Origin of the sequence: Pedobacter nutrimenti (assembly GCF_003208655.1) — a bacterium.
Classification (GTDB): domain Bacteria; phylum Bacteroidota; class Bacteroidia; order Sphingobacteriales; family Sphingobacteriaceae; genus Pedobacter; species Pedobacter nutrimenti.
In genome coordinates, this window is record NZ_QKLU01000004.1 from 243,088 (window position 1) to 261,077 (window position 17,990).

The following is a 17,990-nucleotide window of genomic DNA, read 5'->3' on the forward strand; positions in this document are numbered from 1 at the left end:
AAAAAATCATGTCAAACGAAACAGAAAAACCAGAATTCTGGGAATCGGCCTTTGGGGAAAAGCAAGAAATGTGGGGCTTTGAGCCTGCAAAATCTGCCGCACTGACAAAGGATTTTTTTGTTGAAAAATCAGTAAAAAACATCCTGATCCCAGGCATCGGTTATGGCCGGAACGCACAGGTTTTTAAGGAGAGTGGAATGACAGTAACCGGTATTGAGATTTCTAAAACAGCTATTGAAATGGCTAAAAAACATTACGGAACAGATATGGTGATTCATCATGGTTCTGTAACGGATATGCCATTTGATAAAAACCAATATGACGGGATATTTTGTTATGCTTTAATTCATTTACTGGGCAGTAGCGAAAGAGAAAAACTTATCCGTGACTGCTATGACCAGCTCCAGGAAAATGGTTATATGGTCTTTACTATGATTTCAAAAAAAGCACCCACCTATGGACAAGGCAAACAGATCAGCAAAGACCGTTATGAAATATTCGAAGGGGCACAATTGTTTTTCTATGACCAGGCATCCATAAAATCGGAGTTTGGTAAAGCCGGATTATTCGAAATCACAGAAATCAATGAAAACCAGCCATTTTTTTTAATTAAATGCAGAAAAGTTAACAACCTGTTTTAATTACAAAATCATGGGTTCCACTTCCATGACTGTTGCCCATTCATTTAATTCAAGTGGTTTCCAATAAGGATTTTGATAAACCGAATAAATATATTGGTACAATTCTTCGGTTAAAAAGATCAACCGCCCATCATTATCGATGCTAATCAGATAGATTTTCTCCTTAATATTTTGTTTGGCCAGTTCGGCATTTAAAATCTCGGCAATTCGTTTTGGCGCTTCGGCCCAACCTGCCCGTGGAAAATTTTTGAATATGATGTACGGAGTACCATTCATGGTGAGCCCCTGATTTAGCCATTTCTTATTTGAGTCCCAGTCTGCAAAATAATCTGTAACGTCGCATTTGAAATTAAGCTTGTCAAACGTTGGTTTTAAATTATTCAGAAGAGCAAGTATTCCCCCGTCTTCATAAACATCTTCTCCGTCGCAAGAATAGTACCTGTACTCTTTTGGCGCCTCCTTTTCGTCATCCCAAATACCCGTCAATTCCGCATCGGGAGCATAATTTTTAACCATGTCCTTTTTTAGTAAATCAATGTCAGCAGCATCGGCATACCTGAAATAACCAAGTTGTTCAAGTCTGTTTACAAAACTTTCAGCGGCTTGTTTATTGTAATAAATTTTTAAAGCCGGTTTCTTTTTAGGCACCGGATCCATTATAAACCAACGCCTCACTATGATTATCCAAATAATGAACAGTATTGCACCTATTGCCATCGTAATTACATCTACATTTTAACTTTTGAAAACAACATCAGTTATAAGCATTTTAAGATTACATTTTCAAAAACAGACTAATGTATAGATAAAAATTAACTCAAACAAAAATAATAAAATAAAAAAATGTTATTATTTATCGTAAATAATTATTATTGAATTAAAACATAAAACAATTTTAACTAAAACAAACACCACCACAACTACAGCTAATCCCATCACATCAGCGTCTTAAGAGCCATTGTTAACATTTAAAGACTAAATTTCACCTGAGCTTTCGGCTTTATACGCCTCAATATCATGTAAAAACTCCATAGCACTGCTTAATTTTTTCCCACCAAAACTTTCAACAAATGCTTTTACCCATTTGATATGGATATTTTTATAACTCAGCTTTTGATACAGATAAACAGATAAAATAATAAAACAGCTCACCACAGCCAAATTAATGAGCCAAAATGTAAGGCCCGCATGATCCACAAGTTGCTGGCTGTACCAGAAGGTACACCAAAAAGGTGCCTGCAAAATCATTATCCTGCTTACATTGTTTAAAGAAACCTGTATGGTGGCCAGTTTTTGCTGCGCGCCGGTAATGTTATCGGCAATGTTCACCTGATCCAGCAGTGCAAGATGCCGGATATAAGTGGCCACAGCCAAAATGTTAAATAAGGCAATGATTCCCATAGAACCCGAAAAGTAAATATTTTGAGCACCTGCAATGGTTAAAAACACCAATAGCAATACCCATAACAAACCAACAACAACCCCTGTAATCTGACTTCGTCGAAATGAGCTGATGTTGTTTTCGGCCTTTTGTGTTTGAATCTCTTTGATTATTTTCTCATTAAGCTGTAGTGATCTTTCCAGTTTGGCATCATATGCCTGCCACAGCTGTTTTATATCTAGCTCGTTCATAATTTTAATTGTTAATTTTTGAAAACCTTTGTTTTAATTGTTCTTTGATCCTGTTTGTTTTTGTCCTGATGTTTGTTTCAGATAAGCCCAGGATCTCGGCCATTTCTTTCCCGTTTTTTTCTTCCAGGTACAACAACATCAAGGCCCTGTCCAACTCTCTGAGTTCGTTAATAAATTGTTGCAATAAGGCCAGATTACCGTCTTTCTCGTTGGACGGCTCTTGCTCGAATACCATTATGCTTTCTGAAAAGGGCGTATTGAACTTTTCCTTTATTTTTTCTTTGCGGTAAGAAGTAATGGCCACGTTTAGAGCAACCCGGTAAATCCAGGTAGAAAGCTTACTCCTGGCATCATAGCTGGGAAAGGAGCGCCACAGCTGCAGGATGATTTCCTGTACCAGGTCCTTTTTATCATCATCATCTTTTTTAAAAGAATTGGCGATTTTATAAATGATGCCCTTATTCTGCTCAATGACCCATAAAAATTGCTTTTCCAGCTCAGGCGTATTCATGATTGTTAAAATTCATCTGCTGTAATTAAAGTTAATTTTAAATTTTCCTAATTATTCGCACCAGCAGGTGAAATGTCACAGACCTTATTTCTTTTGCTTCATTACTTTACAGGAGCTTATCTGTTCATTGCAAAGGAGCTATTTCTTAAACATATACATTCAATACACAGGGATCCAGTTCCAATGCAAATGGATCCAATACCAACAACAGGTACTTTTCGGTGTTGATCTTTGCATCATAAAGAACAAGAACATCGGAAAGGCCATAATGAAATTTTTCGTCAATCATTTTTAGAGTAGTCCAATCCCGGGATTCAACAAGCTGCCGAATCCATAAATATTTATCCCCGGAATACACAAACGAATTAATTACATCCAATTCAATAGAAAAGATTTTATTGAAGCGATGTGTGCCTTCCAGCGACTTTACAAGCGCTTTTTCAAAAAAATCCATTGTTTAATTTCACTCTTACAAATTACAATCCTACAAACTGGAATACACCGATTTATCTTATAAAAACAAATAATGAATACAGAATAATTATTACCCCTATAGCTAATAAAATTTTATCAAAGTAATTACTTTTATCATTAACAATCATAAAGGAAGCCGGGTCATCTGATTTATATAGCAACTCCACCTGTTCTCCTTTCTTAAATAAAGAAGGAGTACTTCCATCAGAATACTTTTCTCTAACCCATGTTCCATCGTTTAATGTAAAACTGACAATAGGATAATAAAAACGTCCTACGCCTTTAAACTCAACAACAACATCAACCACAACACCGGTCGTTTTTATAGCATTTAGCTGATAATCTTTACGCTTCCTGTACCGGATAAAGTACATAAGAATTAGTGCTAAACCAATTACAGCAAAAACAACAAAATTATTTTCCATTTGAAACGAATTGTTAACTTCTAAACTAGCACTTTCTCTTCAGGTTTCATGTGACGCCATATCAAAAAGAAAACAAGCGACAAAACCACATAAATAAGGTTTAAAGCGATAGCAGAATTCTTATAATGAATAAACTGAAGGATAAAATTCAATCTTGCAGGATAATAGTACCAACCCAGAGTCAGTTTATCTTCAATACCGTTAAAATTAATAAAGGTTACCAATTCATAACCCTGAACATATCTAAACTGAAAACCATTTATCAAAATATGAATACTTTGGAGTAAACAAATTAACAGATTAATAAAAATCCATTTTCTCCGGATTGAATTAAGATTTAGTAAAATAAGGACATTTACCACTAAAGTGGCCAAGATAATTGTTAAACAAATCGTCGCTGGAATAATGTCTAAAAGACCAGAAAACCGCGCTTCATCAATACCTAAAGTTGTATAATATAGGAGCATCAAAACAGTAAACAGCAGATAAGAACATGGTATAATAAGTAAAGCTTTTTTAATCATATATAGTCTCCTGTTGATGCTTCAGTATTAAATCAATCCAACTAATGTCCCCTAACCATTTGTCTTAACCAAAGCGCTAAAAAAAGAAACCCTGTGGACAGCACAAAGTACAATATTACCAAAATAGAGCTTACCCATTTTTCCTTCCGGTTTTCTGCTTTAAACTCCTCCATAATTGAATCATGCAGTCCTTTTTTTCTGATCAAAAAGTCAAGAAAAAAGTAAAACGGCACCAGGAACAATAATAGCCAAAAACATCCAAGGCTCCACTTTTTTTGTATTGGGATATAAAACAATTTAAAATTAAAAAACACCTCTATCAACTCAATTAAGGTGAAAAAATTAAAAATTATCAGAGCACAAGCTGATACACAAAAAGACACAAATGGATCTCCTGAACCAGAAGCATAATAGTTATACAGCCTGAAGTAAAAATATCTGAGCGCTCTTTTCATTTACTAGTTCTTAAAATTAGTTATAATTTTAAGAACTAGTATGGTTAAAATTATCTAAGGATTTTTTTTACATTTTACCTTCAGTAAATAAAGCCTCAACGTGCTCAATGAGTCCAAGTTTCCGGCTACTGTTGGTCATAAAAACAAAGCCAGATTGTGTGTTTTTGTAAATAAGAGGGGTTTAAATCGGCACGCTGTTAAATACCAATATCCAAGGTATACCTTCTGAAAGTCTTTTCTGAAATCACAAAAGGGTAATTACCAACTGACATGTCTTTAACCTGATGATCAATACCACATCGGGCAGCCTTTACCGTGCTGGAAAAAGTCAGTAGAATAGGGTCAATTGATCCAGTATACACACTAATTTTAAAGTCTGTGGTTTTTTCCGGAACCATGAAATACACAAGCCCCTTATCCACATAAACAAATTTAGAAACGATGCGCTGTTCAACTTGATTTACAATTTTAATCTGTGCAGTATCTATAGCTTTTTTCAGCAACAGATTCTCCTTTGTATCCTTGTCAACCAGCTTAAGTGCAATGGTCCATGGACCTGACTCGCTAAACACACCGGCACAAGGGTCAATTTCTTTGTCCTGCTCCAGTGCTGATCTTTTTTTGCAACCAAAATAGCTCAGCGAAGTTATTAAAAGCAGGCAGACAAATAGAAAACGGTACTTCATAAAACAAGATGGTTAATTTAGTTTGTTCAGATACTAATCTATTTATTTTTTCCGTAAAACAGTAAAAATCAAGCAATTTACTTCAAACATCAAAAAAGGCTATACTTCAACAATTAGTTCCTTTTGGTAACCATTATATTTTTCATCAATATATCCATGCGGGTTACAGATAATTTCGGTCTGATCTATTTTGTACCTCACCGGTGTGTGGATATGGCCGTGGATCCAATACAGTGGTTTATGCCTAAAAATGACGCTTTCCATGTCCGATGCGTATGCCGAACTTACAGGATCTTTTTTGTATACTTCGGGTACAGACCTAATACTTGGAGCATGGTGCGTGATCACCACATTTTTATAATCACCGGACTCTTCCAGACTTTCTTCCAGCCACAATTTTGAAAACTGATGAATTTTATACGTATCAATGGATCTTAATTTGGCATAAGAAGGATCTTTTCGAATTTGCTTATAGTCGTTCATTTTAGCCTGACAAATTACCCCATATTCTACAGGGTTTCCAAATAGGGAAAAGTCTGTCCATAATGTTGTACCATGAAACCTTATTCCATTAAACTCAATCCTCTCGTTTTCAAGAACGAAAACATTTGAATCCATTGAAGCCTTTTTAATTTTATGAAGTGTTTTTGGATAGCTTCCTTTATAATATTCGTGATTTCCCAGAATATAAAGGACCGGTTTATCAGGAATATTTTTTTTAACCCAATCAATTCCTTTTGTTCCCAGATTTGTATCTCCCGCCAAAATAACCAGGTCAGCATTTTCAAAATTCAAATCTGAAACACCAAATTCCTGATGTAAATCACTAATAATCTGTATTTTCATTGATCCAAATATGCACTAAGCTTAAAACATATTTTCAGAAAGGTAAAAAAGAAATCTGTATATCCATTTGAACGGCTCAGTTTAGTGCCTCTTTTTGATAAACTTCCCGATAATAAATATCTTTATTCCTCCAGCCGATTAAGCAAAGCATATATCGGGTAGAAAAAGACAAGCCAGTTCACATTTTATATAAAATTCAATGCGTATGTTTAAGCTCATCAAATGGACACTGACTACATTTATAACATTTATTATAGTCTATTGCACCATAAGCGTTATTACTTCAGATAATTTTATGTCTGTAACACCTGGCTGGCACACCACCATCTATCCGTCACAAATTCGCATTACAATTTTATCATTACTCCTGTTAATCTGCGCAGGGGTTATCTCTTGGCTGTTTCGTACCATTTACAAATACATCTCAAATTTTGCCATCCGGTTAAAAGCCAAAAATGAAATTTAAGGAAGTACTCACTTTAGATTGGTATGATGATATTATAACTGCTTTCTGTAAAAGTAGTGAGGATTTAATTTATTACTGTAATCTTTTGGCCATGGATAAAGAAAAAGGCGACAAAATTTACGTCTGCATGGAATTAAAATATTTTGTACAATCGACCACCCTAAATAGGCTCATAGAAACAAACTCTTTTCTTAACAATGAAGATATACTTCTGAAAGCCTTAAATATGATTACTTTAACCAATGAATCTTTTTTGATAAAAACCAGTGACCTGAGGTCCAATAATCTGAAAGTTATACAATATAAAAGGGACTTCAATTGGAACCATAATTTCTTTTCCATTGATTATCCCGATGCATTAAAAATATCGGCCCAACTTGACAATTGGTGGGCCTATTTTTAAAAAAAGATATTCATGAAGTTGAGCTATCCCCTAAAGCTATTTCAGATATTTGAAGGCCCCATTTTCCCTGGCAAGCACATATTTGCTCCAAAACTGTTCGTCTTCCAGCGTCCGGTAAGAATAATTCCATTTTGTAATTGTTCCAAGATTTTCCATAATCCCATTTTCAAAACTGCCCTTTTTCTTTTTAAATGGAGGAAAATAGGTCCATTCATAAATCTTTCCGGAGTCCTTTAGAAAGACAAAATACCGAACAGAAATCACCCCCCTGTTGTCTTTAATTTCCATAGGATTAATGATTACCTTTTTATCGGCAGCATAAATCATGGGGAAATCTTTAAAAATGGAATTATAACCAGCAATCTGATAAAGCCCAGACCTTATAGATGCCTCATAAAATGGTTTAAAAACATGGTTAGCCACGCTATCCTTAAAATTATCCTCCGCTGCCTTTCTTTCTTCTTTCATCTGGTCTGCAACCAGTCTGTACATGCCAATATAATTGCGGTTATCCAGCTCTTCCTCCTCCCAAATTTCCCTATATTTTTCCCAGTCAGGATTTTTCCGTTTGTCTTCTATTTTTTCAAAAAGTTCCCCTTCCCAAAAATCAGGATCAGTGACACTAGTCCCTTCTTTAAAATAACCCCAGCCTTGAAGATTATTAAGATAAATTAATCGGCCTTCGTTTTCATCACTGGCTTCAAAATAGGTGGCCATATCTTTCTTATAGTACCACTTGCCCTTATCTGAAACGCCTTTAACGATATATGCATAGTTCTGGGGAACACTCAGAAAGTTTTTATCTTTAATCGTAGCTCCGGATAAAATCTTCACCTGCAAATCCTTTTTGTTTTCCGAAAGGTCTTTCAATCCCTGAGGGCCTACCCGGCGAAAAAAGAAACCTACAAACTTCGTTTTATCATCATTATAAAAACTTTGGTAAAGGTCCTGAAAATCTACTGTACGATCAGCTTCTGGAATAACGGATTTGATCAATGACAAATCCATGTTTTTTAAAAAAATTTCCTTTTTAATCAAATCAGCTCTTTTTTCGGCTAAAACATTCCCTGCCTGTAGTGTTTTATTATTTAATGCAATTTGTTTTATAACATCAGTCAAAGCAACAGACAGTGCATTGTTAATGGTACATTGGATAGAACCATCGCATGAAAATTCGAATCCCCGGTTCAACTGATCTCCTTTGTATTCTTTATCCAAAAGAAAAGAATTGCTTTCGGCTTCATACAACTGAACTTTTAAATGTAGTACAAAACCTTCTTTTTCTTTTGCCATATGCGCCGATGGGAAACTCAATATATAAGGCATATTTTCATCTTTGGCAATCTTTGCCAAATCTGTTAAGTCATTTCCTGCGGTGGTATCTTTTATAAGAATAAGTGTATTTGGAAACCGTTCTATAAACCTGTAGGTAAGGTAGTTTTGGGAATTAATAGAAATCTGCTTAAAAAAATCAAGCTTTTTAGCATAGTTTATGGTGCTTTTGGCCATCAACCTAAAGTTCTCTTCCTTGATATCCGACGGCTCCGTCAGTTCATGACTGCTGATCTCTTGTTTTAATTTCTTATTCTGGTTCTCAATATATTTAGCTGCTGCAGGATCAAAAGAAATTTTCTTTACCGAAAGGATCAGTAATTCGGGTTCAAATTTACTTTGCTCAACTTTCTGTTGTTGGGGTTCACTTTTGTCTTTTGTTTTAATAAGCAGCCCATGCTGTTTATCTGTAACTTTATACTTTTTAAGTTCCCCCGCATCGATCACATCAACACTTATTAACGTGCTATCGGCAATGCTTGCCAAATCACCTTCGTAATCATTTTTTAAAACCTTTTCATTTAAAATATACTGGATATTCTGATCATTAGAATTGAGCTCCAATAATGTTTTGTACGAAGGCGATTTTGCAGAGAAGTATTGTTGAAAACGTTTTCTGGAATAAGCTTTGGTTTCAATTAAAACCACACCGTTTTTACCTTTTTCACCATATTTTTTAAATGCTCCTTCCTTTAGTACAGTGACTGTGGCAATATCATTAGAATTAATATTGCCCATTTCAGACTTGAGGACTTCTTTTCCATCAATAAAAAACAAAGGATCACCGGCACCCCCTTTGGGCAACTGAGCCAACAGGGGAACAGCATAAAACAAAGAAAAAATGAATAAACGGAGTGTTTTTTGAAATAAAGGCATCTTTGAAAGCATAATTTATTGGGAGATGATTCTCAAAAATTGGTCGTAGCAATGATAATCAAAAGATTTTAAACTGAAGCGAACTGGGTTTATATTCTATGCCCCAAACCCAACTCCTTGATTTGTGTCAATCTTACCGTGTTTTGTATAAACCCGGCCCAGGTAACCGCTTTACCTTTGTGTTGTTAAACAACATAAAAAAATAAACAATGTCAAAAATAGTTTTAATTACCGGTGCTTCACGTGGCTTTGGTAAGTTATGGGCAAAAGCCCTCTTAGAGCGTGGCGATAAAGTTGCAGCAACCGCCAGAAACCTGGAAGATTTAAATGACCTGGTCCAGGAGTTTGGCAGCAATGTTCTTCCCTTGAAATTGAATGTCAATGACAGAACGGCTTGTTTTGCTGCAGTAAAAACAGTGAAAGATCATTTTGGACGGATTGATGTTCTGGTTAACAATGCCGGATTTGGATTATTTGGTGCGATTGAAGAAACCAGTGAGCAACAGGCCCGTGCCCAAATGGAAACCAACTTTTTCGGGCTGCTTTGGATGACCCAGGCCATCGTTCCGGTCATGAGGGAACAAAAGTCCGGACACATTATCCAGGTTTCGAGCTTTTTAGGCTTGGTCACCTTACCGGTACTGGGCTTATACAATGCTTCAAAATATGCTGTAAACGGTTTAAGTGAAACCTTACAACAAGAGGTTGCAGGTTTTGGCATTAAAATCAGCCTGATTGAGCCAAATGGCTTCTCCACAGATTGGTCCGGTGCATCTGCAGTTCAAACAGAAGCAAACGAAGCATATACACCCGTTAAAGCAGCATTTTTTGAAGGCACCACTCCAGATTCATGGGGCAAACCAGAAACCACTGTTCCGGCATTTTTAGAGCTTATTGATGCAGAAAACCCTCCTTTGCACTTTTTACTGGGCAAAATTGCTTACCCGGTGGTTAAGCAGGTTTACGCTGCACGTTTGGCTGAAATGGAACAGTGGAACCAAACCGCTGTAACCGCGCATGGCCATTAATAAACCACAGATTTTAAATTCATCAAATCACAATTTACGCCCTCAAATGTGTAAATTGTGATTTACTATTTTCCTGCACATGAAACATTATAAAATTTTAAGTGAACTGCACCAGGACAATGGATTCCCCCCACCGGAAAACCCATTGTTTAGCATTTACCAATGTAACCATACCTGTACCATTGGCGACCGGGAATTTACCAGTGACTTTTATGTAGTCGGTTTAAAAAATATAATTGCCGGTACGATCAAATACGGACGGACAAAGTACGACTACCAAAGCGGCTCCATGCTGTTTTTTAAACCACGCCAGGTGATTGAAATGAAAAACCTGGAGCTTGAGCAAGACGGCTTTTTGATATTTATCCATGAAGACTTTTTAATGGGACATTCCCTGTATCATGAAATCAAAAAATATCACTATTTCGATTACGAAACCAATGAAGCCCTGCACCTTTCACCAAGAGATGAAAAAGTGAGCTGGGAACTGTACCATAAAATTGAACTGGAATACAATAACAACCAGGACGAATACAGCCGGGAAATTATTCTGGCCAATTTAGATACCATGCTGAAATATGCACAACGGTTTTACAAAAGACAATTTATCAACCGCTCGAGTGTTCCGGGAAATACGGTTACAAAATTTAATGAAGAAATAGACAAATATGTAGCAAGTGGTATGCTGGATGTGAAGGGATTGCCATCGGTTCATGACATGGCATCAAGGCTTAACCTTTCGCCAGGCTATTTAAGTGATTTACTAAAAATTGAAACCGGAAAAACTGCACTGGAACACATTCACATTTATCTGATTTCGGAAGCAAAAAACAGGCTAATAGGAAAAGAAGAAACAGTTTCCGAAATCGCCTATGCTTTAGGCTTCGAAAACCTATCCTATTTCTCGAGGTTATTTAAGAAAGAAGTTGGGGTCAGTCCAAATAGGTTTAAAAAACAAATGCCGAATTAATATTGGCCAGAACGACTTTACCATGTCGACCACCATTCAAACCCTGGATTTTCAATACAGGTACAACCTGGTCCCGCTTTTTAAAATCGATCACCGCCTGTTTTTAAAGTCAGATAAAATAGAGCAAAAGCTACTGGCCATATTAGGCAACCCGGGAATGGAAGACCCAAAACAAATCCTCAAGCAAATCGTTATGGATATAAAAAACCAAACGACTGGAGGGCTTACACAAGACAAATATTTATACCAATTGCACGTACTTGTCCAATTGCGTAACTTAGGAAATCAATTAGATGAAATTATGGTATCAGTAAACGAATTTTTCAATATTGAAAAGGCCCCTGTTTACATTAGGGGAGAGAAAAAAGGAATTCAGGAGGGCATCAGGGAAGGCATCCGAGAAGGTATCCAGGAAGGAATTTTAGAGGGAAAACATAAACAAGCCTTAGAAATCGCTTTGGAAATGAAAAAGGATGGACTTTCTATGGAGAAAATTATAAAATTCACCAAACTCTCCGTCGAGGAAATTGAAAAGTTGAAAATATAAATGACGGATCATTATTCCCCATTTAAAACGACCTAAACTTTCGCAGATGCATTTGAAAATATGTTTAGCAAAAAAAGTACTTCTTTTTTATGCTGTAATTGCGCCGTTTATTATGTACGGATCACTATATAATCTTATCGAAGGTGTAATTTTACATAACAGCCCCACCTACCGTGTTGGGGTCTTCAGTTTATTTGGATTTGCGATCATGCCATTTTTACTTATTGTTACCTACATTCATAACAAATGCGTAATTACAACAGATCAAATACGTGTTGGTAAAAATGAATATAAATTTTCTGAGTACGATGTTCAAGTCAGAGAAAAAGAACTTCCTTTTAAGGAAAGGCCAATTACCTCACTATTCAAAAAAAACTATTATGACCTGGTTGTAAAAAAAGTAAACACCAATCATGTCGTGTTAGAAAAGAGCTTAGATGTTTTCAAAAAAGATATTGAAAATATTAAAAAGGCAATTCCTGAAGCCCGTTAAATACCACCTGATCGTCTATTTCACCATTTTAAAAATCCCTTCTATTGCCCAACCTCTGCATACTCCCGGTCCGTTACCGGTGTTAGCCAGTTTACCGTACTGCCGTTCTGTACATTGGAAATCGCAATATGCACCATTTTATGCGCAGCGGAGGCTCCATGCCAGTGTTCCACATCTTTTGGGATCACTACCGTAGTTCCCCTGCTGAGCACCTGCGCAGGTTTTCCCCGCTCCTGATACCAACCCTTACCTTCAGTTACCAGTAACACCTGCCCTATTGGATGCGTATGCCAATGCGTTCTGGCCCCAGGACTAAAAGTTACCTGTCCAACATTGTACAGGTTTTCCATTTGATCAGGTGCCACCAGGCCCTGAATATGTACCTCACCACTAAACCATTCCGATGGCCCCATGTTTCCCAATGGAAAAATAGAACCGCTATTTTCTGTTGTCATTTTATATTTACTTTTTAAGCTAAAAACTGCTCATCCTTATACATAAACTAAAACCCACAGCTACAATTTTAGTTTTATAAAATCAATCATTTTACCAAATGTCAATCGAAACTGAATATAAATCTTTCATGACTGTAGTTAAAGCAAAATCTATAATTTTACAAGGTGAAATTGTTTGCCCTGTTTTTATCCATTTTTGTACTCGTTCTTACGACGGTGCCTTGCTGTGCTTTAGAAAAAAACGACGTACAGCACCAACAACAGAAACCGGACAAGCATTCAGAAAAAGCAGAGGACTGTTGTAAATGTTGTTCACCATTTTATGTTTGCGGCACCTGTATAGGTTTCACCATCAACAGTTTTTCCCTGCTTTCCTTTGCCCTCATTTTAAAACCCGTTCAGCACGATAGCATTTACCTGCCCGTTGAACTGAGCCAAATCCCTCAGGTAATCTGGCAACCACCCAAATTAAGTTAATCATTATTACAGTCTCTACCAGACTGGTTTTATTTATTTACTTAATGACCATTATTACATCATGAAAAAATTAGTTGCGCTTATGGCAGTGCTGCTTTTTGCAGTATCGGCCTATGCCCAAAACACCTATACAGCGATCATTAAAGACGCAAAAACAAAACAAGCTATTCCCGGGGTTACCGTAAAAGTTCAGGAATCAAAAATTGGCGCTGTCAGCGATTCTAACGGAATGGCCCAGTTGACCAATGTGCCCAATGGCAACCAGGTTATCCAGTTTAGCTATACCGGCTTCAAAACAGAAAAAAGCACCTTGTTGTTTCCCCTACAACAAAGTACAGCAGCCGAAATATATCTTGAGGCCAATGAAGAAGGAGAGAAACTGGAAGAAATTACCGTTTCGGCAACAAGAAGCACCCGGACAATTGCAAATATTCCAACAAGAATTGAAGTGATTTCGGGTGAAGAATTAGAAGAAAAAGGCAATATGAAACCTGGCGACATCAGAATGCTGTTGGCCGAAAGTACCGGCATTCAAACACAGCAAACCTCGGCCACCAGTGGAAACTCCAGCATCCGCATCCAGGGGCTCGACGGGAAATACACACAAATTATCCGCGATGGCTTTCCTTTGTATTCCGGTTTTTCAGGTGGCCTGGGCTTATTACAAATCGCCCCTCTTGATTTACAACAAGTTGAGGTCATTAAGGGATCATCCTCGACCCTATACGGCGGTGGTGCCATAGCGGGCCTGGTCAATCTGGTGTCCAAAAAACCTACAGCAGCTCGCCAGCTTAATTTTTTAGCAAACGGAAACTCGGCCTTAGGGCTCGATCTAAGTACTTTTTATGCACAGAAATTTAAAAAGGCAGGCACAACTATTTACGCCGCATATAATCACGGAACAGCTTATGATCCTTCTGGTATTGGTTTAACCGCCATTCCTAAATTTAATCGTTATACCCTAAATCCTAAATTGTTCCTTTATTTTAATGAGCAAACCACCTTAACGGCAGGATTAAATGCCACAATTGAAAAGCGCATTGGGGGCGATATCGAATTGATCCAGGGCCGGGGCAATGCACAGCACCGGTATTTTGAAGAAAACAAAACCGGACGCTATAGCTCGCAGCTAGAACTGGACCGCAAATTAAACGACAAAGAGCAGTTCGTTGTCCGCAATTCCCTAAGCTATTACGACCGCTCTATCGGACTTCCCGATTACCGTTTCTCGGGCGTACAACTTTCCACCTATAGTGAAGCCAATTATTCCCGTAAAGGTGAAAAAACCGACTGGGTACTGGGTGTTAACCTGCTTTCAGACCATTTTAAAGAAAACAGAAACAGCGATTTTGCGCTCAGGAGCTACAATTACAACACCATTGGCGCTTTTGTGCAAAACACCTTCAGCATCACCGAACAGTTTACGATAGAGTCGGGCCTTCGGGGCGATTACCATAATGAATATGGCTTTTTTCTTTTGCCAAAGCTTTCTGCCTTGTGGAAAATCAACACGCATTTTTCTACCAGGTTGGGTGGCGGACTGGGTTACAAGGCACCCAGTGTATTTACAGAAGATGCAGAACGCATACAGTTCAGAAATGTACTTCCAGTTGATGTGAGCAACACGAAAGCCGAACGTTCCTATGGCGCCAATTACGATGTCAATTACCGCACCGCACTCTTTGAAAACCAGGTTGGACTGAGCATCAACCAAATGTTCTTTTATACCCGAATTAACCAACCCATATTGCTGGTTCCCGCTACAGGCGGCAATTTAACCTACATTCAACCACCGGGAAACCTAAAAACCAAAGGAATGGAAACCAATGCAAAACTTAGCTATGGGCCTTTTAAACTATTTATCGGGTATACCCTGGCCGATGTCCATCAGCAAACCGGCAACCAGACAGTTGTTTATCCACTGGTTTCCAAACACCGTTTAAACAACATCCTTATGTATGAAATTGAAGATCAATGGAAAATTGGTGCCGAGGCCTATTACTTCAGCCAGCAAAGGTTAAGTGACGGAACAAAGGGAAAAAGCTATTGGACAGCCGGACTCATGGCCGAGAAAATCTGGGAACGTTTTTCTATTTTCATCAACTTTGAAAACCTGACCGACACCCGGCAAACCAAATTTGACAGCATTTATACCGGATCCATCAGCAGTCCGACTTTCAGGGACATTTACGCCCCTGTAGATGGATTTGTCGTTAATGGAGGGATCAAACTAAAGCTATAACCAATGAGATAAAAAGCTGGGGTTACAGCCCGGCTTTTTATTTTGTATTTTTAAATCGGTTAAGTTTAACAGAGAAGCCCATGAAAATTAAAAATATCGACCACCTGGTATTAACCGTAGCTGATCTTGATCAAACCATAGAGTTTTATTCAGCTGTGCTAAACTTTGAGGTGGTCACCTTTGGAAACAACAGAAAAGCACTGGCATTTGGAAATCAAAAAATAAACCTTCATCAAAAAGGACACGAGTTTGAGCCTAAAGCAGCGCAACCCACCTGTGGCTCGGCAGACCTGTGTTTTATAGCCGAAACAGACGTGGCCATTGTTTTAAATGAATTGAAAGAAAAAGGAGTTGATGTTGTTGAGGGAATTGTGGAAAGAACAGGCGCAACAGGAAAAATCAGGTCTGTTTACTTTCGGGACCCTGACCAAAATCTTATTGAAGTAAGCAATTATATATAGCAAACGGCTTAACAGTTGACAATAAACCCATAAGCATGGTAATTTCATTGACAATAAATATATTTACCCCATAATACAATTGTACTACTATGAATCTGCATCGCTTCATCAAACAGGCATTAAACATATTGATCACTATCGGGATACTTTATTACGTCCAAATTTTTATTACTTCAGAAATTTTCATGTCAGAGAAGCCCGGATGGCATACAACAATTTATCAAAAACAAGACCTCTTCCTATTTTTATTGTTCATGTTATTGGTTTGCACAAGAGTTGTATACTTCATTTTTCACAAAAAGACTACAATGTCTCTGTAAAATAAAAACAAAAGCGCCTTACTGAAATTTTCAAGCCTAATATTATCCCATGCACAATTAAAATATTTATATATTTTTGGGATACCTATAACCGACTTACTCCTTAATGACGCCAACACAAAATATACATTGCAAAAACTGCAACACCGAGGTACATTTAAATTATTGTCCCAACTGTGCACAACCTGTTAAACTGAAACGGATTAACGGACATTATGTTCTCCACGAAATTGAACACGTATTACATTTTGAGAAAGGAATACTCTACACCATCCGCGAATTGGTGCTCAGACCAGGCCAAAGTATCAGAAACTTTATATCTGAAAACAGAAGCCGCCTTATTAAACCCATTATTTTTATCATTATTGCTTCCCTGATTTATACGCTGGCCAGTCACTTTTTTCATATAGATGAGCCAGTACTAAAAGCAGGTCAGGCAGAAAACACTGCAACAGCTTCCATTATCAAATGGATTTATGGTCATTTGGGCTATTCAAATATTATTATGGGTGTATTTATTGCCTTTTGGTTAAAACTCTTTTTCAGAAAGTACGATTATAATTTCTATGAGATTTTAATACTTTTATGCTTTGCTATGGGAATAGGCATGTTGTTTTTTGCCTTTTTTGTAGTGCTTCAGGGACTGACACATGTTAACCTCACGATGGTGCGGGAGCTTGTATTCTTTTTGTATTGCGCCTGGGCAATAGGACAATTTTTTGACAAGAAAAAAGTCGTCAATTATGTTAAAGCCCTAATTGCCTATTTATTGGGAATGGTTACTTTTTGGTTTTGCGCCCTTCTTTTAGGCCAATTAATTGACCAGATTATAAAACATTAAAAATATATGGAAAATAAAAAAGCATTATCCTTTGTTTTTATTATTGTAGCCATCATTTTAGGCTGCACATTGTATAAGCAATTTGACTTTGAAAACTTTAAATTTGAAAAACCTGCATTAGCATATGTGTATCTCACAGTCTTTTTTGCCAGTATTTTCTTTATCGTAAAAAGCTTCAAAAACAAATCACAACAGTAGCAAGCTGTATCTTTTTTTGTTGTATTGTCCTATCTTTAATCCTAAACCGAAACATGAAAAAGAAGGAAATAAAAGCTTTTTTTAAAGCAATCAGCGATCGGGACCTTCAGGCAGTAACTACGCTTGTCCATAGCGACAAAGCCTATATTGAAGCCTGTAATTTTGCTCCTCCCCAAAAAGACGATGGTCAGTCTGGTCTTCAGGTGGCCTTTAAAACGGGTAATTTTGACATTGCCTTATTTCTTATTGAAAACGGTGCAGATGTAAATTTCATAGAACAATCTGCGGTGAACCAGTGGAGGGCACCGGTATTGCACGATGGTATACGGGCAGCCATATTTAATTCGTACACCATGCAAAAAGACACCGGTAATTTTGACAAAGCTTTATCGCTTTTGAAACTGATGTTAAACCAAAAAGCCGATCCAAATGCACTTGACTCTTATGGCAACAACTGCCTGCACAGGGCCTTGCTTGACAGTAGCCAAATGCTCAACCATCCGGACGCCGATTTCAGCAACGGAATTTTATTGAATCAATTGAGAAGCCTGTTTAAAGCCTTAATACAAGCAGGTGCAGATGTGAACCAGGTCAATGACAAACGGCCCGCTGCATTGGAATTTGTAACCAACTTTAGACTGGAGAACTACGAATTGTTTTAGCGAATAACCCTGGCAAAAAAATCGT

General features: G+C 37.4%; 23 protein-coding genes. 13 read left to right on the forward strand and 10 right to left on the reverse strand.

What is annotated here, in order from left to right; all coding sequences use genetic code 11:
* Positions 1-8 precede the first annotated feature (8 nt).
* Complete coding sequence (locus tag B0O44_RS12520) at positions 9-641, forward strand: class I SAM-dependent methyltransferase (protein WP_110830980.1); 633 nt, start codon at positions 9-11, stop codon at positions 639-641.
* On the opposite strand, the gene B0O44_RS12525 is transcribed toward B0O44_RS12520, so the two are convergent.
* From B0O44_RS12525 to B0O44_RS12565, 8 genes are all read right to left on the reverse strand, one after another.
* Positions 642-1,289, reverse strand: a complete 648-nt coding sequence (locus B0O44_RS12525; RefSeq protein ID WP_146229824.1) for a hypothetical protein — start codon at positions 1,287-1,289, stop codon at positions 642-644.
* A gap of 327 nt (positions 1,290-1,616) precedes the next feature.
* Entirely contained in the window at positions 1,617-2,273 is a 657-nt protein-coding gene (locus tag B0O44_RS12530; RefSeq protein WP_110830985.1) for a hypothetical protein, read from the reverse strand.
* Between the two features lie 4 nt (positions 2,274-2,277).
* Complete coding sequence (locus B0O44_RS12535) at positions 2,278-2,784, reverse strand: RNA polymerase sigma factor (protein WP_110830988.1); 507 nt, start codon at positions 2,782-2,784, stop codon at positions 2,278-2,280.
* Between the two features lie 145 nt (positions 2,785-2,929).
* Entirely contained in the window at positions 2,930-3,238 is a 309-nt protein-coding gene (locus tag B0O44_RS12540; protein WP_110830990.1) for a hypothetical protein, read from the reverse strand.
* Between the two features lie 52 nt (positions 3,239-3,290).
* The gene (locus B0O44_RS12545; RefSeq protein WP_110830993.1) at positions 3,291-3,683 is read right to left on the reverse strand and encodes a DUF3592 domain-containing protein; all 393 of its coding nucleotides are present in this window, start codon (positions 3,681-3,683) and stop codon (positions 3,291-3,293) included.
* Positions 3,684-3,703: 20 nt separating this feature from the next.
* A complete protein-coding gene (locus tag B0O44_RS12550) occupies positions 3,704-4,207 on the reverse strand; it encodes a hypothetical protein (RefSeq protein WP_110830996.1) in 504 nt (167 codons plus the stop codon).
* A 652-nt stretch (positions 4,208-4,859) separates the two neighbouring features.
* The gene (locus tag B0O44_RS12560; protein ID WP_110831001.1) at positions 4,860-5,348 is read right to left on the reverse strand and encodes a hypothetical protein; all 489 of its coding nucleotides are present in this window, start codon (positions 5,346-5,348) and stop codon (positions 4,860-4,862) included.
* Between the two features lie 99 nt (positions 5,349-5,447).
* Positions 5,448-6,194: a metallophosphoesterase gene (locus B0O44_RS12565; protein WP_110831004.1), complete on the reverse strand. Its 747-nt coding sequence runs from the start codon at positions 6,192-6,194 to the stop codon at positions 5,448-5,450.
* A gap of 455 nt (positions 6,195-6,649) precedes the next feature.
* Between B0O44_RS12565 and B0O44_RS12570 the strand changes: the two genes are divergently transcribed.
* Positions 6,650-7,063, forward strand: coding sequence for a hypothetical protein (locus B0O44_RS12570; RefSeq protein ID WP_110831006.1), 414 nt, complete (start codon positions 6,650-6,652; stop codon positions 7,061-7,063).
* Positions 7,064-7,099: 36 nt separating this feature from the next.
* Here B0O44_RS12570 and B0O44_RS12575 read toward each other — a convergent pair whose 3' ends face one another.
* Entirely contained in the window at positions 7,100-9,271 is a 2,172-nt protein-coding gene (locus B0O44_RS12575; protein ID WP_110831009.1) for a hypothetical protein, read from the reverse strand.
* Between the two features lie 209 nt (positions 9,272-9,480).
* Between B0O44_RS12575 and B0O44_RS12580 the strand changes: the two genes are divergently transcribed.
* From B0O44_RS12580 to B0O44_RS12595, 4 genes are all read left to right on the forward strand, one after another.
* The gene (locus tag B0O44_RS12580) at positions 9,481-10,299 is read left to right on the forward strand and encodes an SDR family NAD(P)-dependent oxidoreductase (RefSeq protein ID WP_110831011.1); all 819 of its coding nucleotides are present in this window, start codon (positions 9,481-9,483) and stop codon (positions 10,297-10,299) included.
* A 79-nt stretch (positions 10,300-10,378) separates the two neighbouring features.
* Positions 10,379-11,269, forward strand: coding sequence for a helix-turn-helix domain-containing protein (locus B0O44_RS12585; protein WP_110831014.1), 891 nt, complete (start codon positions 10,379-10,381; stop codon positions 11,267-11,269).
* Between the two features lie 22 nt (positions 11,270-11,291).
* Positions 11,292-11,816: an RpnC/YadD family protein gene (locus B0O44_RS25210; protein ID WP_110831016.1), complete on the forward strand. Its 525-nt coding sequence runs from the start codon at positions 11,292-11,294 to the stop codon at positions 11,814-11,816.
* A 46-nt stretch (positions 11,817-11,862) separates the two neighbouring features.
* Complete coding sequence (locus B0O44_RS12595) at positions 11,863-12,309, forward strand: hypothetical protein (protein ID WP_110831019.1); 447 nt, start codon at positions 11,863-11,865, stop codon at positions 12,307-12,309.
* 41 nt (positions 12,310-12,350) lie between these two features.
* Here B0O44_RS12595 and B0O44_RS12600 read toward each other — a convergent pair whose 3' ends face one another.
* Entirely contained in the window at positions 12,351-12,764 is a 414-nt protein-coding gene (locus B0O44_RS12600; protein ID WP_110831021.1) for a (R)-mandelonitrile lyase, read from the reverse strand.
* A 98-nt stretch (positions 12,765-12,862) separates the two neighbouring features.
* Here B0O44_RS12600 and B0O44_RS24990 point away from each other — a divergent pair, with 98 nt between their 5' ends.
* The 7 genes from B0O44_RS24990 (at position 12,863) to B0O44_RS12635 (ending at position 17,965) form a co-directional block, all read left to right on the forward strand.
* Positions 12,863-13,069: a hypothetical protein gene (locus B0O44_RS24990; protein WP_170123326.1), complete on the forward strand. Its 207-nt coding sequence runs from the start codon at positions 12,863-12,865 to the stop codon at positions 13,067-13,069.
* On the forward strand, positions 12,981-13,241 hold the full coding sequence (locus tag B0O44_RS25390; protein ID WP_394340871.1) for a hypothetical protein: 261 nt from the start codon (positions 12,981-12,983) through the stop codon (positions 13,239-13,241). The genes B0O44_RS24990 and B0O44_RS25390 overlap by 89 nt, the downstream gene beginning before the upstream one ends.
* 61 nt (positions 13,242-13,302) lie before the next feature.
* The gene (locus B0O44_RS12610; RefSeq protein WP_110831024.1) at positions 13,303-15,483 is read left to right on the forward strand and encodes a TonB-dependent receptor; all 2,181 of its coding nucleotides are present in this window, start codon (positions 13,303-13,305) and stop codon (positions 15,481-15,483) included.
* A gap of 80 nt (positions 15,484-15,563) precedes the next feature.
* On the forward strand, positions 15,564-15,944 hold the full coding sequence (locus B0O44_RS12615) for a VOC family protein (protein WP_110831026.1): 381 nt from the start codon (positions 15,564-15,566) through the stop codon (positions 15,942-15,944).
* 426 nt (positions 15,945-16,370) lie between these two features.
* On the forward strand, positions 16,371-17,105 hold the full coding sequence (locus tag B0O44_RS12625; protein ID WP_245943656.1) for a DUF3667 domain-containing protein: 735 nt from the start codon (positions 16,371-16,373) through the stop codon (positions 17,103-17,105).
* Positions 17,106-17,111: 6 nt separating this feature from the next.
* Complete coding sequence (locus B0O44_RS12630; protein ID WP_110831032.1) at positions 17,112-17,303, forward strand: hypothetical protein; 192 nt, start codon at positions 17,112-17,114, stop codon at positions 17,301-17,303.
* A gap of 53 nt (positions 17,304-17,356) precedes the next feature.
* Complete coding sequence (locus B0O44_RS12635; protein ID WP_110831034.1) at positions 17,357-17,965, forward strand: ankyrin repeat domain-containing protein; 609 nt, start codon at positions 17,357-17,359, stop codon at positions 17,963-17,965.
* Positions 17,966-17,990: the final 25 nt, after the last annotated feature.